This is a genomic window from Thioalkalivibrio sp. ALMg9 (genome assembly GCF_000380625.1).
Lineage (GTDB): Bacteria > Pseudomonadota > Gammaproteobacteria > Ectothiorhodospirales > Ectothiorhodospiraceae > Thioalkalivibrio > Thioalkalivibrio versutus.
In genome coordinates this window covers 55,281-70,809 of sequence record NZ_AQYC01000004.1, presented here as the reverse complement: position 1 = coordinate 70,809, position 15,529 = coordinate 55,281, and the positions used below count along the sequence as shown (strand labels likewise).

The 15,529-nt window shown below is 67.6% G+C and carries 11 protein-coding genes; 3 read left to right on the top strand and 8 right to left on the bottom strand.

Annotation, left to right across the window (positions count from 1 at the left end):
• Positions 1 to 11: 11 nt before the first annotated feature.
• Together F792_RS0100860 and F792_RS0100855 are read right to left on the bottom strand one after the other, a co-directional pair.
• Positions 12 to 3,242: an EAL domain-containing protein gene (locus F792_RS0100860; protein ID WP_018167987.1), complete on the bottom strand. Its 3,231-nt coding sequence runs from the start codon at positions 3,240 to 3,242 to the stop codon at positions 12 to 14.
• A gap of 237 nt (positions 3,243 to 3,479) precedes the next feature.
• Positions 3,480 to 3,800, bottom strand: a complete 321-nt coding sequence (locus F792_RS0100855; protein ID WP_018146315.1) for a high-potential iron-sulfur protein — start codon at positions 3,798 to 3,800, stop codon at positions 3,480 to 3,482.
• 293 nt (positions 3,801 to 4,093) lie between these two features.
• Here F792_RS0100855 and F792_RS0100850 point away from each other — a divergent pair, with 293 nt between their 5' ends.
• A complete protein-coding gene (locus F792_RS0100850; protein WP_018167986.1) occupies positions 4,094 to 4,636 on the top strand; it encodes an outer membrane beta-barrel protein in 543 nt (180 codons plus the stop codon).
• Between the two features lie 121 nt (positions 4,637 to 4,757).
• Positions 4,758 to 7,517 carry a cation-transporting P-type ATPase gene (locus tag F792_RS0100845; RefSeq protein ID WP_018167985.1) on the top strand — a complete coding sequence of 920 codons (2,760 nt, stop codon included), beginning with the start codon at positions 4,758 to 4,760 and terminating at the stop codon, positions 7,515 to 7,517.
• A 45-nt stretch (positions 7,518 to 7,562) separates the two neighbouring features.
• Here F792_RS0100845 and F792_RS0100840 read toward each other — a convergent pair whose 3' ends face one another.
• The 3 genes from F792_RS0100840 to F792_RS0100830 form a co-directional block, all read right to left on the bottom strand.
• Entirely contained in the window at positions 7,563 to 9,638 is a 2,076-nt protein-coding gene (locus F792_RS0100840) for a bifunctional diguanylate cyclase/phosphodiesterase (protein ID WP_018167984.1), read from the bottom strand.
• 193 nt (positions 9,639 to 9,831) lie between these two features.
• Complete coding sequence (locus tag F792_RS0100835) at positions 9,832 to 10,356, bottom strand: c-type cytochrome (RefSeq protein ID WP_018167983.1); 525 nt, start codon at positions 10,354 to 10,356, stop codon at positions 9,832 to 9,834.
• Complete coding sequence (locus tag F792_RS0100830) at positions 10,356 to 10,895, bottom strand: hypothetical protein (RefSeq protein ID WP_018167982.1); 540 nt, start codon at positions 10,893 to 10,895, stop codon at positions 10,356 to 10,358. Before F792_RS0100830 ends, F792_RS0100835 begins: the two co-directional genes overlap by 1 nt.
• A 119-nt stretch (positions 10,896 to 11,014) precedes the next feature.
• Between F792_RS0100830 and F792_RS15065 the strand changes: the two genes are divergently transcribed.
• Positions 11,015 to 11,437: a hypothetical protein gene (locus F792_RS15065; RefSeq protein ID WP_369772407.1), complete on the top strand. Its 423-nt coding sequence runs from the start codon at positions 11,015 to 11,017 to the stop codon at positions 11,435 to 11,437.
• Positions 11,438 to 11,520: 83 nt separating this feature from the next.
• Here F792_RS15065 and F792_RS0100820 read toward each other — a convergent pair whose 3' ends face one another.
• The 3 genes from F792_RS0100820 to spoT all read right to left on the bottom strand — a co-directional run bounded on the left by F792_RS0100820 (position 11,521) and on the right by spoT (position 15,521).
• On the bottom strand, positions 11,521 to 12,183 hold the full coding sequence (locus tag F792_RS0100820) for an O-methyltransferase (RefSeq protein WP_018167980.1): 663 nt from the start codon (positions 12,181 to 12,183) through the stop codon (positions 11,521 to 11,523).
• Positions 12,184 to 13,260 (bottom strand): SO_0444 family Cu/Zn efflux transporter, encoded by a 1,077-nt coding sequence (locus F792_RS0100815; RefSeq protein WP_018167979.1) that lies wholly within the window; start codon positions 13,258 to 13,260, stop codon positions 12,184 to 12,186.
• 80 nt (positions 13,261 to 13,340) lie between these two features.
• A complete protein-coding gene (spoT, locus tag F792_RS0100810; protein WP_018167978.1) occupies positions 13,341 to 15,521 on the bottom strand; it encodes a bifunctional GTP diphosphokinase/guanosine-3',5'-bis pyrophosphate 3'-pyrophosphohydrolase in 2,181 nt (726 codons plus the stop codon).
• Between the last annotated feature and the right edge of the window lie 8 nt (positions 15,522 to 15,529).

The window sequence follows — 15,529 nt, the reverse complement described above, 5'->3', positions numbered from 1 at the left end:
GAACGCTGGGCCTATTCCGTGTCGCTCCGTTCGCGGGGGATCTCCAGGGATGGCCGGTGCAGGTGATAGCCCTGCGCCATGTCCACGCCCAGTTCGGCCAGCATCGCGAGGGTCGGGCCGTCTTCCACGCACTCGGCGACGGTGCGTTTGTCGAGACCGCGGGCGACATCGACCATCGCGCGGATGAAGGCCTGGTTGTCGCGGTTGTTGGGCAGGTCGCGCACGAACATGCCGTCGATCTTGAGGATCTGCACGCCCAGGTACTTGAGGTAGGCGAAGGTGGAGAAGCCGGAGCCGAAGTCGTCCAGGCAGACGGTGCAGCCGGTTTGTTGCAGCGCCTCGATGAAGCGCTGGGCGTCCTGCATCTCGGACACCGCGGCGGTCTCGGTCAGCTCGATGATCAGCCGGCGGGGTTCGACCGCATGCTGTTCCAGCTGTTGGGCGATGTACTGCGGAAGGCTGGGTTCGTCGAAGCTGCGCCCGGAGATGTTGATCGCGATGCCGGCGATCGTCGGGTCGCCGGCCAGGCGGGCGATGCTCTCGCGGATCACCCAACGGTCGATATCCAGGATCTGGCCGGTCTTCTCCGCGATCGGGATGAACTGGCCGGGCATGGCGATCTCGTCGGGTTTGGTCGGGTCGCGCATGCGCACCAGGGCCTCCAGGTGGTGCAGGTGGCCGTCATCGATGGCGTAGATCCCCTGGTAGTGCAGCTCCAGGTGGCCCAGCTCCAGGGCCGTAGCGATGCGCTGGCTCCAGGACATCCGCTCCAGCATGTGCTCGGCGGTGTTGCGGCTGCGGTCGAATACCGCCCAGGTGTTCTTGCCCAGGTCCTTGGCCTGGTACATCGCGGTGTCCGCGTGGGCCACCAGATCTTCGACGTTGTCACCGTGCTCGGGGTAATGGGCGATGCCGATGCTGGCGGTGAGCCGGTAGTTCTGGCCGCGGAAGCGGAACGGGATCGAGGCGATTGCGCGGCCGACGCGTTCGGCCAGCTCGATGGGTTCCTGATCCGATTCGCGGTCGACCAGGATCGCGAACTCGTCGCCGCCCAGGCGGGCGAAGATGTCCTGGCTGCGCACCAGTGCCGCGATCTCGCCGGCGGCGCGTACCAGCACGGTGTCTCCGGCGCGGTGGCCGAAGGTGTCATTGATGGTCTTGAATTCGTCGAGATCGAAATACAGCAGGGCAAAGCGGCCGTTGCGGCGGCGTTCGCTGTGGATCATGTGTTCCAGGTGCTTCTGGAAGTGATGGCGGTTGTAGAGCCCGGTCAGGGCATCATGCTCGGCCAGATAGACCAGCTGCTGGGCGGTCTGGCGCTCGTGGGTCACGTCCTCGTACAGCCACAGGCGGCCGATGGTGCGCTCGTCGGTATCGTGCACCGGGTAGGAGACCTGGGTCAGGATGCGCCCGTCGTACAGGTCGACCTCGAAGCGTTCGCTGATCTCGTGGGTGTCCAGCACATGCAGCACATGGCGCGAGGCGTGGTCCGGCCGGGCGAAGCGGTGGGTGGAGTGCTCCAGCACCTCGCGTGAGGCCCGTCCCACCAATTCCAGTTGGTTGTCGATGGCCCACATCCGGCGGAAGGCCGGGTTCACGTATTCCACTCGGCCGTCGCGGTCCTCGAACAGGATGCCGATGCTCATCGCGGACAGCAGGGCGGCCATGCGCCCCTGTTCGCGCTGGGTCAGTTCCAGCAGTCGGGATTGTTCGTCGCGCGAGGTCTCCAGCTCGGCCAGGGCCTGCAGCAACGCCTCTTCGTTGCGCTTGCGCTGGGTGATGTCGTGCGAGATCGCCACATACCGGGCCGTCTCTCCGCGGGGTGCGACCAGCTGCAGGGAGATTTCGACCGGCACATCGAAGCCGTCGCGATGCCGGTGGCTGGTATCGAAGCGGAGCTGGTCGCGTATGCCCCGGCGCAGGGGCTCGATCAGCTGACGAAAGCGGCCTTCAGGGAAGTCCGGCTTGATATCAAAGGGGTGCAGGGTCAGCAGTTCCTCGCGCGGGATGCCGGTCTGGTCCACCGCCCCCTGGTTCACGTAGATGAAGCGCAGGGTCTCGACATCGAACAGGAAGACCGCGTCCAGGGTCAGATCGAGGGTGGAGCGAAAGGCCTCCAGTTCGTCGGTTTTGGCGCGCAGGCTCTCGCTGGTGGTGACCAGTTCGTCGGCATCGATCACGTGGCCCTGGATGTACCGAAGCCGGCCCCGGTCGTCGTAGGTGCCGGCCCCGCGTTCGAAGACCCAGCATACGCCCCCATCCTGCCGCATCATGCGCCACTGGATCTGAAACTGACCGGAGCGCTGAAGGCCCTCCGAGACCTCGCGCCATACCCGTTCGCGATCATCCGGATGGACCAGGTCGCCGAACGTCATGCCGCCCTCGACAAAATCCCCGCGCCGGTACCCGGTGAACTCCTCGAGTGCGCCCTCGGCATTGATCACGTCCCAGGTCGGGTTGTTGCGGCAGCGATAGACGAAGCCGTTGAGGGTGTCGAGGATGCGCAGCAGGTCGTTGCCCTGCTGGGTGCCGAGGGTGCGGGTCAGGCTCATCAGTGCGATGCCGGCGAGGAGGGCCGTGAACATGCGCAACAGCTGTACCGGCAGCCCGCTCGCCTCGAGGAAGTCGCCATAGGTTGGCAGCCAGCCGGGCAGCCCCGGATCGACGGTCCCCGGGAACGGGGTCAGCAGGGCATAGCCGAGGAAGGCCAGTGCGAGGGTGGCTACGGCCGGATAGTGGCGGCCATGATCGCCGGGTTGCGGGGCGCGCAGGGTGGGGCGCCGCAGCAGGAACCAGAAGGCCAGGCCGACGAGCAGCGCGCCGGGGAAGCCGACCAGATAGCGCCCGCCATTGGCGAGGCCGCGGTCCGGGTCCTCCGCCATCCCGATGACGAGCAGCAGCCCGGCAACGATGACCGGGTACAGCCACAGGGCATCCAGGCGGATGCGCGCATGGCTGGCGATCAGGGCGCGCCGTCCGAACTCCAGCAGCGGCACATAGGAGAGCAGTTGCCAGGTGGCGTTGAGCCACAGGTCCCGGGCGGGCGGATAGTGAAGGCCTGCGGCCTGCAGGAATTCGTAGGTGCCATGGACCAGACCGAACAGGGCCAGGAGCCAGAAATGCCGGGCAAATGGCAGCGTGCCATCGCTCCGCGGCAGGACCAGGGCGACCACACCCAGCGAGAAGAACGCCAGGCCGTAGACCAGGTAGAGGATGGTGAAAGCGGCGGGCGAGGGGTCCATCAGCGGCCGACTCGCGAGTCGGGGCGTGGGTCGCCGGAGGCGATGCGGCGAGACGGCCGGGATGAGTGGTCAGGCACGCACATTCCTTTCGGCCACGTTCGGCAAGAGTGAGGCCGGTTTACGGAATTGAGGGTCTAGCTTGCGGGGTGGTGCGGCGGGGATGCAAGTCGCAGCGGGGGAGTGCTGCGGGAGGCCAGCGTCCGGCCCGGATACCCGGGCCGGACAGAGGTGTCAGGATCAGGCCCCGACGTACTCGTCACACCAGCCAGACGCGTTCACCTGAACACCCTGGAAGTCGGCGTGGAAGCACTGGCCCCATTCGGCGTCGCCGCCGCCCCAGAAGGCGCAGTTCTTGCACTTCTCGCCTTCCGAGTAGTCCTCGTGACCGGCAGCGTCTGCTGCATTGTTCACGTAGTCGTGGCGGTGGCCATCCTCGGCCTTGGGGTTGTCGGCCTTGGCCGTGGACATCCCAGCCAGGCTGATCACCGGGATGGCCGCCACGGCCGCGGATGCCTGACGCAGGAACTTTCGACGGTTTGCATTCGGTTGGTCGGACATGAGGTCCTCCGTTTGCTTCTGAGTGGATGGTTCTTCTTGTTGCTTGGAACAGCGAACTTCGCCTTTTCGGGTTGGGCGGGTTCACCCCCTTCGAGGCCTTCGGCCGCCGAGGGTTCCCCTGAATTTTTCAGGGATCAGGAAAACCCTTCCGGGGTCGAGCTTCGGCTGAGAGATGCAACTGCGGGGAGGAAAATTCCATTCCGGGCCACGCGTTCCGTGAGCGCGTGATGAAGATCACGCCATGCTGGTCTACCATTAGCGTCTGCTTATTCATGTTGATCAGGAGGTGTGCGATGCAGCACAAGAAGACGATGTCGATGTTGGCCCTGGGTGCATTCGTGCTGGTGCCGTTCGCGCAGGCCAGCGCGGTCGAGCGCGGCATGGAGCCCAGCGTGGCCCTGCTGGGCGGGGTGGTTTCTCCGGATCTCTCCGATGCCAGTTCCGATGCGGCCTATGGAGTCGAGATCGGTGCCAACTGCCAGTTGTTTCAGCCGGCCACCGGGGTGCTGCGTCATCACTTCAGCGTGAGCCGCTACAGCGACGATCCACTGAAGATGACCAGCGCCGAGATCAACAGCCACTGGATGTTCGAACCGAACGAACGTCTGTCGCTGGGCTTCGGTCCGGGCATCGGTTACGTGCGGGCCGAACTGGACGACGAGACGAACGGCCTGTGGGCGGCCCAGGTGGGCGGCAGCCTGAAGTACCAGCTGGATCGCCAGTGGTTCCTGGGGCTGGAGGCGCGCTACCAGTTCACCGAGAACGACCGTTTCGACGGCCGCCGCGCGGATGCCGACAACATGCGCGTGATGGGCAAGGTCGGGATGCAGTTCTGATCCGTTCGCCGAGGCGACAGGCAGGCATCCAGGGATACACCGATCAGGGTGTCCCTGGGGCTTGCCGTCCCCCGGGTGCCGGGGGACGATAGGGCAACGCTGACACGCGAATGGGTTGCCCATGGCCGAAGTTTCCGACCCCCAGTCCCCCCGTGCGGATCGCGATGTCCCGGCATGGCACAGCCAGAACGCGGATGCCGCGTTCGAACACTGGGGGACCTCGCGCGAGGGGCTGACGGCAGAACAGGCCGAGGAGCGCCTGGCGCACTACGGCCCCAATCAGTTGCGTCCGCCCGAACGGGCGGGTGTTCTCCGGCGCTTCCTGCGCCATTTCCACAATGTCCTGATCTACATCCTGCTGGTAGCCGCGCTGGGGACGGCGCTGCTGGGTCACTGGGTGGATACCGGTGTGATCCTGGCCGTGGTCCTGATCAACACGCTGATCGGGTTCGTCCAGGAGGGCAAGGCGGAGAAGGCCCTGGATGCCATCCGCCGCATGCTCTCCCCGCGCGCGCTGGTGGCGCGCGGCGGCGAGCGGCGCGAGATCCCCGCGGAGCAGTTGGTCCCGGGGGACATCGTGTACCTGCAGGCCGGGGACCGGGTACCCGCGGACCTGCGCCTGTTCGAGACCAAGAATCTGCGCCTGGAAGAGGCCGCGCTGACGGGCGAGTCGGTGGCGGTGGAGAAGGACACCGCCGCGGTAGAGCCGGAGGCGGACCTGGGGGATCGCCGCGGGATGGCCTTCTCCGGCACGCTGGTCGCCTTTGGCCGCGGTATGGGCGTAGTGGTGGCGTCCGGCGAGCACACCGAGATCGGGCGTATCTCCACCATGCTCGGCGAAGTCGAGGGGCTGGAGACGCCGCTGGTGCGCCAGATGGAGCAGTTCGGCCACTGGCTGGCCGCGGTGATCGTGGTGCTTGCGCTGGCCACCTTTGCCTTCGGCTACTGGGTGCGCAGCTATCCGCTGGACGAGATGTTTCTGGCTGCGGCCAGCCTGGCGGTGTCCACCATCCCCGAGGGATTGCCGGCGATCATGACCATTGCCCTGGCCATCGGGGTGCAGAAGATGGCGCGGTGCAATGCCATTATCCGCCGCCTGCCGGCGGTGGAGACCCTGGGTTCGGTCTCCACGATTTGTTCCGACAAGACCGGCACGCTCACGCGCAACGAGATGACCGCCCAGACGCTGCGTACGGCCACCCGCGAGATCCTCGTCAGTGGCGTGGGTTACGCGCCGCAGGGTCAGTTCTCCGAGGACGAGCGGGACATCGACCCGGATGACGACCCGCTCTTGAACCAGGTGCTGCGGGCGGGTCTGCTGTGCAACGACGCCCGGGTTTACGAGAAGGACGGCGACTGGGTGATGGAGGGTGACCCGACCGAGGGCGCGCTGATTACCCTGGCGCGCAAGGCCGGGCTCGACCTGCACCTGGAGGGCGAACGGTTGCCGCGCACCGATGTGATCCCCTTCGAGTCGGATCATCGCTACATGGCCACCCTGCACCACGACCACGAGGGGCATGCGTGGATCTTCCTGAAGGGCGCGCCCGAGCGCGTGCTGGAGCTTTGCAGCGAGCAGCAGGTGGATGGCGAGACCCGCGAGGCGCTGGATCCGGATCACTGGCACGCGGCGATGGAGGCGGTGGCGGCCCGCGGCCAGCGGCTGCTGGCGGTCGCGGTGCGCGAGGCCGAAGCGGATGGTGGCGAGCTGCGCTTTGACGATGTCGAGGCCGGTGGCTTCACCCTGCTGGCGCTGGTGGGCATCATCGACCCGCCGCGCGAGGAGGCCATCCGCGCGGTGGCTGACTGTCGCGCGGCGGGGATCGACGTGAAGATGATCACCGGGGACCACCTGGCCACTGCGTGGGCGATCGGTGAGCAGCTGGGCCTGGGGCGGGAGGCCGAGGCGCGCGCCGGTCACGAGCTGGATGCGCTGGACGATGCCGCGCTGGCGGAGATCGCGGAGCGCACGGATGTCTTTGCGCGGACCTCGCCGGAGCACAAGCTGCGTCTGGTGAAGGCGCTGCAGACGGGCGGACGGATCGTCGCCATGACCGGCGATGGGGTGAACGACGCCCCGGCGCTGAAGCGCGCGGATGTGGGCGTGGCCATGGGCGGGAAGGGTACCGAAGCGGCCAAGGAGGCCTCGGAGATGGTGCTGGCGGACGACAACTTCGCGTCCATCGCCCATGCGGTCGAGGAGGGCCGCACGGTCTACGACAACATCCGCAAGGCCATCCTGCACATGCTGCCGACCAACGCCGGGCAGTCGCTGACCATCATGATGGCCATCCTGATGGGCCTGGCCCTGCCACTGACCCCGGTGCAGGTGCTGTGGGTCAACATGGTGACCTCGGTCACGCTGGCGATGGCGCTGGCCTTCGAGCGCGCCGAGCCGGGGGTGATGCAGCGCCCGCCCCGCGCGCCGAATGCCCCGTTGCTGTCCGGCTTCCTGCTGTGGCGCATCCCGTTCGTTGCCTTGCTGCTGTGGGCCGGCACCTTCGGGCACTTCGTCTACATGGAGAGTCTTGCCGGGGTCGCCGACGAGGTCGCGCGCACGGTGGCGATCAACACCCTGGTGGCCGGACAGGCGTTCTATCTGCTGAATCTGCGGCTGATCCACCAGCCGGTGCTACCGGGCGGGGAGCTGTTCCGCTCGCGCGCGATGTGGCTGGCGATCGGGGTGCTGGTGGTGCTGCAGCTGGCGTTTACCTATGTCCCGCTGATGCACACGCTGTTCGGGACCACCGCCATCGGTGCGGACGACTGGGCGCGCATCCTGGCTTTCGGGCTGGCGGTGTTCGTGATCGTGGAGCTGGAAAAGCTGGTGGTGCGTCAAGTGATCGCGCGCCGGCGTGGGGTGGCACCGCAGGCCGTGTGACACGCACCCCCATGCTTTTCCGAGTCCATGCAGCCGTCGGTCGTTCTACCGACAGCCCACCAGGGCATCGCCGGAAAGCAGGGCCGTGGCGCTGGCGGCGTCCACCGGTGGGGAATAGTAGTAGCCCTGGGCCAGGGTGCAGCCGAGGGCGCGCAGCGTCGCGGCGTGGGTATGGCTTTCGACGCCCTCGGCCACGGCCTCCAGACCCAGGTTGCGGGCCATGTGGATTACGGTCTGAACCAGGCGCTGGCTGTATTCGTCGTGGTCCAGCCCGGAGACGAAGCTGCGATCGATCTTGAGGATGTCCAGCGGTAGCCGGTGCAGGTAGCTGAGTGACGAGTAGCCGGTGCCAAAGTCGTCCATTGCCAGGCTGATGCCCAGGGCCTTGAGCCGGTGCAGGGTCTCGATCAGCTCGTCGAGATTGCCGAGCGTCGCAGTCTCGGTGATCTCCAGGCGCACCTGGGAGGCCGACACCCCGGTGCCGGCAAGAATGGTCTGCACCTCGTCGACCAGTCCCGGGCGCGTGAGCTGCCGGGCGGAGAGGTTGGTGCTGATGGTCAGCGGCATCTCCGGGTAGTCGATACCCCATTGCACCAGCTGACAGCAGGCCGTGTAGAGCACCTGCATGTCGATCAGGTGGATTTGCCCGGTGTCTTCGGCGATGGGAATGAAGTCGTCCGGCGCGACCAGCTCGCCGTTGCGCTGCCAGCGCACCAGGCCCTCGAAGCCGGTGATGCAGTCCTCGCCGAGTGACACGATGGGCTGGAAGTGGACGATGAAGTCGCCGCGCTCCACCGCATGGCGCAGGTCGGTCTCGAGGGCCAGACTTTGCAGCGCCTGGGTCTGCATGCCGGGGTCGCAGAACTCGCAGCGGGCCTTGCCCAGTGACTTCGCGCGGTACATCGCCATGTCTGCCTCGCGCATCAGGTCGTCCGGCGTGGCCGGGCGCGCGGGGTCGTCCGCCGCGTGGGTCTCGCGGGCGGGGCAGCTCTGGCCGTAGGGGCGGGTGGCAATGCCGATACTGACGGTGACGTAGATGTCCTGTCCGGCGATGGTGAACGGCTCGTGCAGCACGGCCTGCAGGCGTTCGGCCACGCGCAGGGCGTCCACCGGCTCATGCAGGCCCTCCAGCAGGATGGTGAATTCGTCGCCGCCCAGGCGCGCGAGGGTGTCGTCCGGGCGGTTGGCCTCGTCCCCCTTGGGCCGCGAGACGGTATCGTTCCGGCGCAGGGCGTTCAGCAGGCGCCGCCCAACCCGCACCAGCAGTTCGTCGCCGGCCGGGTGCCCGAGGCTGTCGTTGACGACCTTGAAGCGGTCGATATCCACGAACAGCACGGCGAACAGGTTGAAGGGTTCGCGGGTGGCGCGGGCAATGGCATGGGCCAGGCGGTCGTGGAACAGGCGGCGGTTGGGGAGCCCGGTCAGCTGGTCATGGGAGGCGTTGTGGAGCAGGTGTTCTTCGTGGCGGTTGCGCTCGATCACGCGGCCCAGTTGCACGCCGATCTGCCACATCAGCCACAGCAGGTCGGGGTCGGTGGTGGTGGGTTCTGTGGCAAAGAACTCGAGGACGCAGGCGACCTCCTGGCCGACCATGACCGGGAAGGCGAATCCGGACCGCAGGCCGCTGGCGGCGGCCTGCGGTGCCCGCGGGAAATTGTCGTCCGCGGCCAGGTTCTCGATCCATGCCGGTTCGCCGTTCGTCAGTACCCGGCCGGGTAGCCCGTGGCCACTGGCAAAGGGCGTGTTGTCGGTGTTCTCGCGGAACTCGGTGAACGGCTCGGCGGCGGCGAGGTGCCAGATGCCGGTGGGGTTCAGCTCTCTGTAGTCGCTGTTTTCGTCGTGTCGGGCCAGATAGGCATGCCCCACCGGCCAGTCGAGGTACTGCCCGATGGCCGCGAGGGCCGAGCGCAGAACATGCGCGATGGAGTCCGACTGGTTGGCCGTCGAGGCAATGGTGTTGAGCAGCTCGATCTGTTTCTGCTTGGCGTAGACGTCCTGCAGCCGGGTCTCGGCCAGGGTCTCGGCGCGGCGCCTTGCCTGGCGTTCCTGCTCGACCAGGCCTTGCAGACGGGCTTGTTCACTAACCGCCGCGAAGTCGTTGGCGCGTCGATTCACGCGCACCCCCGGTGCTCGCTGTGACACGCGCGCTGTTTGGCGTCATGCATGGGCCCCTCCCGGCCGTCCTTAGTTTTACTGCATTCCCTGCCATGCGGTGACCGCGCAGCGTTCCATTCAAATGACGCCGGCACAGGCCGATGCATTCCGTGTGCATTGTATCGGGGCTGCGGCGGTGTGCGTATGGCTCGGCGTCGGGTTAGCCGTCGGGGTGGGTCACCCAGGGTTCGCCCATGGCCTCTTCCCAGTCGGCCTGGGTGGGGTGGTTGCGGTCGTAGCGTGTCCAGGCCTCGAAGATCTCGTCCGGCCAGTGCGACTGCAGCCAGGCGATGATCGTCTCGACATCCGCTTCCGAGAGCGTGTCCTCGAAGCTTGGCATGGCGCCGCCACGCGCCTCGGCGCCAAAACGGATCATGTCCTTCAGTTGCCAGTAGGGGTGGTGCCAGGTATGGGCGCTGCCATCCAGCGGGGGCGGCGGCAGGGTGCCGTCCAGGTTGCGCTGGCGCCAGTCCTCGGCGCCCTCGCGCTGCGCCCCGTGGCAGGCGATGCAGTGTTCCTGGTAGAGGCGCTCACCGCGCTGGAGGACCTCCGGATCCGTGGTGCGCTCGAGGTGGTCGGGGGTCCCGGACGCGCCGCCGAACCCGTCGCAACCGGTCAGGCTGGCGGACGCGAGGATCAGTGCCACGCTGCCGATCCAGGGGGTGAGCGATGGGTGTCGCCGCATCAGTCCTGAACGTCCGGATCGCCCGCATTCCCGGCTGGTTCGTCGCCGCCGCGGAAGGCGTCACGCACCGAGCCCCAGGCCTTGCGCGAGCCGTCGCGCACGCCGCCCCAGGCGTCCTTTGCCCCGTCGCGAATACCGCCCCAGGCGCCGGAGGAGCGCTCGCGCATCTCGCCCGACCATTCGGCCAGGCGGTCACGTTCCTCGACCAGTCCGTCGTAGGCGCGTTCGCGGCGCTCGCGAGTCGCGTCGCTCAGGTCATCCCAGCCCTCGCGGAGGTTGTCGCCCAGGCGGCCGAGTTCGCGGTCCATCGCGTCCAGGGTCTCGCGGGTGCGCGAGCGGGTGGCCTCACCGGCCTCGGTGCTTTCTTCCTGGATCTCCTCGCGGGTCTCGGCCCAGGATTCGCGCAGTTCTTCCATCTCGCTGGCGGTGGTGTCGTCCTCTGCGGCGGACGCATGCTCGTCGGAGTGGAGCGGGCTTGCGGCCAGCAACAGGGCGCACAGGCTCGTCATCAGGATGTAGCGCAGCTTGAGCAGTTTCATGGTGTCTTCCTCCCGGTCCGCGCAGGGCGGCGGACTGATCTGGTCTTTCTTCCATGGTAGGACGTTTGACGGTCCGGTATGTTCGTGCGCAGGGAAATTTTTGCGAGAGGAACCACGGGATGCGATGGGGATGGCGGGTTGCATGGGGGTGTCTGACGGTACTGCTGGCGGGCTGTGCCACGTCCGCTTCGGCCCCGAAAGCGGGCACTGCGCCGGACGGCTGGGAGCCGGCGCCTACCGCCTTCGAGGCGCAGGTGGTGCCTTCGCAGGCGCCCACGGTGATGCCCGGTGCCGCGGTGATGGCGTGGCTGGCGGTCAGCCCCTGGCATTCTGGACTGGCGGTTGACTACGCCGGGCTGGAGATCGACCAGCCGCGTCCGGAGCGCGCCGAGGTCCGCCTGACCGGGTTACGCGACGATGCCGTCAGTGCCTACGAATTCCGCCTGGAGCTGGACGAGGTCGAGGCGGGCTGGGTGGTGCAGTCAGTGGAGCGCCGTGCCATCTGCCGCCGTGGCCTAGGCGACAGCGGCCTTTGCCGGTAAGGCTTCGTGGAGGATTCGCCCTTGACCTGGTCCTTCTCCATGCGTTCCGGAGGCTTTGTGGTGAATCCAGGGCAGCCTCTGCTTCAGCGGCGGCGGGCCAGGGTCAGGCCGTCGCCGATGGGGACCAGCGAGAGGTCGATGCGTTCGTCGTGATGCAGGGCGTCATTGAAGGCGCGGATCGCGCGGGTGTCGTCGCGCTGGTCGTCCGGGTCGGCGACGGTTCCGTGCCACAGGGTGTTGTCGGTCAGGATGAGGCCGCCGGGGCGTACCAGGCGCAGGCAGTGTTCGAAATAGTCGGGATAGCCGGTCTTGTCGGCATCGATGAAGGCCAGATCGAAGCGACCGGTCTCGCCGGCGGCCTCCAGCGCCTGCAGCGTGTTGCGCGCCTCGCCCAGCTCGAGCCGGATGCGTCCGGCGACCCCGGCGCGCTCCCAGTAGCGCCGGGCCGTGGCGGTCCAGTCCGCGCTGTTGTCCAGGGTGACGACCTCGCCGTCCTCCGGCAGGACGAGGGCGATGGCCAGCGCGCTGTAGCCGGTGAAGGTGCCGATCTCCAGATAGCGCTGTGCGCCCATGAGCTTCGCCAGCAGCGCCATGAACTGTCCCTGCTCCGGGGCGATCTGCATGTTCGCCTCGGGCAGGCTGGCCGTTTCGGCGCGCAGCTGCGCCAGCACGTCGGGCTCGCGCAGCGAGTGCTCCAGGAGGTAGTGGTACAGCGGTTCATCGAGTCCGATGGAACGATTGGACATTCACGCGCTCCGCGGGTGTGGGTGAGGGATCAGGCGGTCTAGCCACCGGCGCAGGACCGGTGTGGCCATGACGATCAGGATGATCAGGGCGCTCCACTCGAGCCAGGCGGGCAGCAGCTCGCCGGCGGCGCCCATCTGGGTGGCGACGTCGACCCCGGTACGGGCCAGTCCGGCGTCCAGGGCCAGACCCAGCGCGATGGTGGTGACGCCGATGCCGGCCAGATACAGCACCAGCGCCGGGGTACCGAGTTCGCGGCGGAATACGCCCAGCGTCGCCAGGCTGGTGATCGGCGCGGCCAGCAGGAACACCAGCACGGTGCCGGGCGAGACGCCGGCCGCGATCAGACCCACGGCGATGGGCGTGGCGGCGGTCGCGCACAGGTACATCGGGATGCCGATGACGGCCATTACCAGCATCGCCGCCAGGCCCGAACCCCAGGCGGCCAGGGTGGCCGGTGGGACCAGGGCGAGCAGGGTGCCGGCGACCAGCAGGCCGATCACCAGCCACAGGCGGATATCGTCGAGGACGTCGTGGAAGGCGTAGTGCAGTCCGCTACGGAGCCGCGCGGAGAGGCGTTCCGGGGCTTCGGGCGTGGCGCAGCCCGTGTCGGTCCCGCAACATCCGCCGCAGGTGTCGGGTTCGGCCCCGGTTGCCTCCGGGGGGTCCGTCGCGGCGCGCGTGCGGCCCACCAGTAACCCCGTGGTGATGGCCGTGACGATGGCGCCAAGGGCGCGGGCCATAGCCATTACCGGGCCCAGCAGGGCGTAGCTGATGGCAAGCGAGTCCACGCCGACACCCGGCGTTCCGATCAGGAAGGCGGTGGTGGGCCCGCGACCGGCGCCGCCGCGATGCAGGGCCAGGGCGGTGGGGATGGCCCCGCAGGAACAAAGCGGCAACGGTGCACCGACGACGGCGGCACGCGCCGTGGCCGCCAGGCCGGCGCCGCCGAGCCAGCGCTGCAGGGCGGCCTCCGGGATCAGGGCCTTGACCGCGCCGGCGGCCAGCAGGCCCAGCAACAACCAGGGCGCCGCGGTGAGCGCGACGCTCAGTGTTTCGTTGAGGATGTCGGCGATCATGCCTCGATCTTCCGTTGCGCACGGGGCGCCTGCAAGAAGCCCGCCCGCCGGGTGGCGGATCACAGCGGGGACGTTGCGTGTCAGCCGCGCTGGCGCGAGATGCGCAGGACATCGGACAGCCGCCGCAGGCCGCGCATGATCTGGGCCAGGTGCTGGCGGTCACGTACGGTCAGCAGGAAGGTCATCGCGGTGGAGTGGCCGTCCTGCTCGTTGAACGAGATGTGCTCGATGTTGGAGCCGTGATCCGCGATGACCGCGGCCATGTCGGCCAGCGCCCCGCGGCGGTTGGCGGTGCGGGTGCGTACGGCGGCGGTGAATTGCAGCTGGGGCTCATGCGACCACTCCAGCGCGATGGTGCGGTCGGACCGGTCGCGGCTCTCGTGCAGGACGTTGCGGCAGTTCTCGCGGTGGACCACCAGGCCGCGCCCGGCGCTCAACTGGCCAATGATCGGGTCGCCCGGGATCGGGTGGCAGCAACGGGCGTAATTCAGCACCAGCCCTTCGGTGCCGTTGACCGCGAGCGTGGTCGTAGTGGCGGGCTCTGTGGCGGTCGGGTCGGGGCTTTCCTTGCCGACCATCTGGCGGGCCACCAGCGAGGCCATGCGATTACCCAGGCCGATATCGATCAGCAGCGCGTCCAGGTCTTCCAGCTGCATCGCGTCCAGCATCTGGTCCAGGCGGGCCGGCGAGATGCGGGGCAGGCTGGTATCCATGGATTCCAGCGCCTTTTCCAGCATGCGCTCGCCGAGGGTGCGGGCCTCCTCGGACTGCATGGACTTGAGGCAGTGGCGGATGCCGGTGCGCGCCTTGCCGGTGACCACGAAGGACAGCCAGGCCGGGTTGGGGCGGGCGCCGGGCGAGGTGACGATCTCCACCGTCTGGCCGCTTTGCAGGCGTACCGACAGCGGGGCGAGTTGGCGATCGATCTTGGCGGCCACGCAGCGGTTGCCGACGTCCGAGTGCACGGCGTAGGCGAAGTCGATCGGGGTGGCGTCGCGCGGGAGCACGAGGATGTCGCCCTCGGGGGTGAAGGTGTAGACCTCGTCGGGGAACAGGTCGACCTTGACGTTCTCCAGGAACTCGATGGAGTTGCCGACGCTGTTCTGGATCTCGAGGACATCCTTCAGCCATTCGCGTGCCCGGCTCTGGGCCGTGCGGCTGGATTCGCTGCCGGCCTTGTACTGCCAGTGTGCGGCGATCCCGCTCTCGGCCACGCGATCCATCTCGGTGGAGCGGACTTGCACCTCGATCGGGGCGCCCTGCGGACCGAACAGGATGGTGTGCAGCGACTGGTAGCCGTTGGACTTGGGGATCGCGATGTAGTCCTTGAAGCGTCCCGGAACCGGCTTGTAGAGGTTGTGCACCACGCCCAGCGAGCGGTAGCAGGTGTCCACGTCGTCGACGATGATGCGGATGGCGAAGACATCGAACACGTCTTCGAACGAGTGGTGCTTGTCGCGCATCTTGCGGTAGATGCTGTACAGGCTCTTCTCGCGCCCGGAGATGCGCCCGATGATCCCGGAAGCCTCCATGCGCGAGCAGATCGCCTGTTCGATGTTCTTCATTGGCTCGCGGCGGTTGCCGCCGGCCCGGTGTACTGCGCGTTCCAGTACCGCGGCGCGCCAGGGGTGCTTGGCCGAGAAACCGAGTTCCTCCAGCTCGCGGCGCATGGCATTCATGCCCAGGCGCTGCGCGATCGGGGCATAGATCTCGAGGGTTTCCTTGGCGATGCGGCGGCGCTTGTCCGGGCGCATCACACCGAGGGTGCGCATGTTGTGCAGGCGGTCGGCCAGCTTGATCAGAATCACCCGGATGTCGCGGGTGATCGCCAGCATCATCTTGCGGAAGTTTTCCGCCTGCGCCTCGGCCTTCGACTGGAACTGCAGGTGGGTCAGCTTGGACACGCCGTCCACCAGCTCTGCGACCTCCTCGCCGAACTCGGCGCGGATACGGTCCTTGCTGGTGGCGGTGTCCTCCATCACGTCATGCAGGATGGCGGCGCTGATCGCCTGGTGGTCCATCCGCATTTCGGCCATGGTGCGAGCCACGGCGAGCGGGTGATAGATGTAGGGCTCCCCGGTCTTGCGGGTCTGGCCCTCGTGCGACTCCGCGCCCAGGAGATAGGCGCGATAGACCTCCTCGACCTCTTCCGGCTCGAGGTAGGCCTCGAGTTCGGAACATAAATCGCTGATCAGGAATCGGGTCGAGTCGCCTGGTACCGAGGAGGGGGCCCCGGGCGAAGCTGGCTGCCCAGCGGCCATTCAGAAAA

What these genes read in the sequence shown, in the direction of transcription:
- F792_RS0100835 (WP_018167983.1), bottom strand. Translation starts at nt 10,356, where the DNA reads ATGCGGCGACACCCATCGCTCACCCCCTGGATCGGCAGCGTGGCACTG.
- F792_RS0100860 (WP_018167987.1), bottom strand. Translation starts at nt 3,242, where the DNA reads ATGGACCCCTCGCCCGCCGCTTTCACCATCCTCTACCTGGTCTACGGC.
- F792_RS0100830 (WP_018167982.1), bottom strand. Translation starts at nt 10,895, where the DNA reads ATGAAACTGCTCAAGCTGCGCTACATCCTGATGACGAGCCTGTGCGCC.
- spoT (WP_018167978.1), bottom strand. Translation starts at nt 15,521, where the DNA reads ATGGCCGCTGGGCAGCCAGCTTCGCCCGGGGCCCCCTCCTCGGTACCA.
- F792_RS15065 (WP_369772407.1), top strand. Translation starts at nt 11,015, where the DNA reads ATGCGATGGGGATGGCGGGTTGCATGGGGGTGTCTGACGGTACTGCTG.
- F792_RS0100855 (WP_018146315.1), bottom strand. Translation starts at nt 3,800, where the DNA reads ATGTCCGACCAACCGAATGCAAACCGTCGAAAGTTCCTGCGTCAGGCA.
- F792_RS0100845 (WP_018167985.1), top strand. Translation starts at nt 4,758, where the DNA reads ATGGCCGAAGTTTCCGACCCCCAGTCCCCCCGTGCGGATCGCGATGTC.
- F792_RS0100815 (WP_018167979.1), bottom strand. Translation starts at nt 13,260, where the DNA reads ATGATCGCCGACATCCTCAACGAAACACTGAGCGTCGCGCTCACCGCG.
- F792_RS0100820 (WP_018167980.1), bottom strand. Translation starts at nt 12,183, where the DNA reads ATGTCCAATCGTTCCATCGGACTCGATGAACCGCTGTACCACTACCTC.
- F792_RS0100850 (WP_018167986.1), top strand. Translation starts at nt 4,094, where the DNA reads ATGCAGCACAAGAAGACGATGTCGATGTTGGCCCTGGGTGCATTCGTG.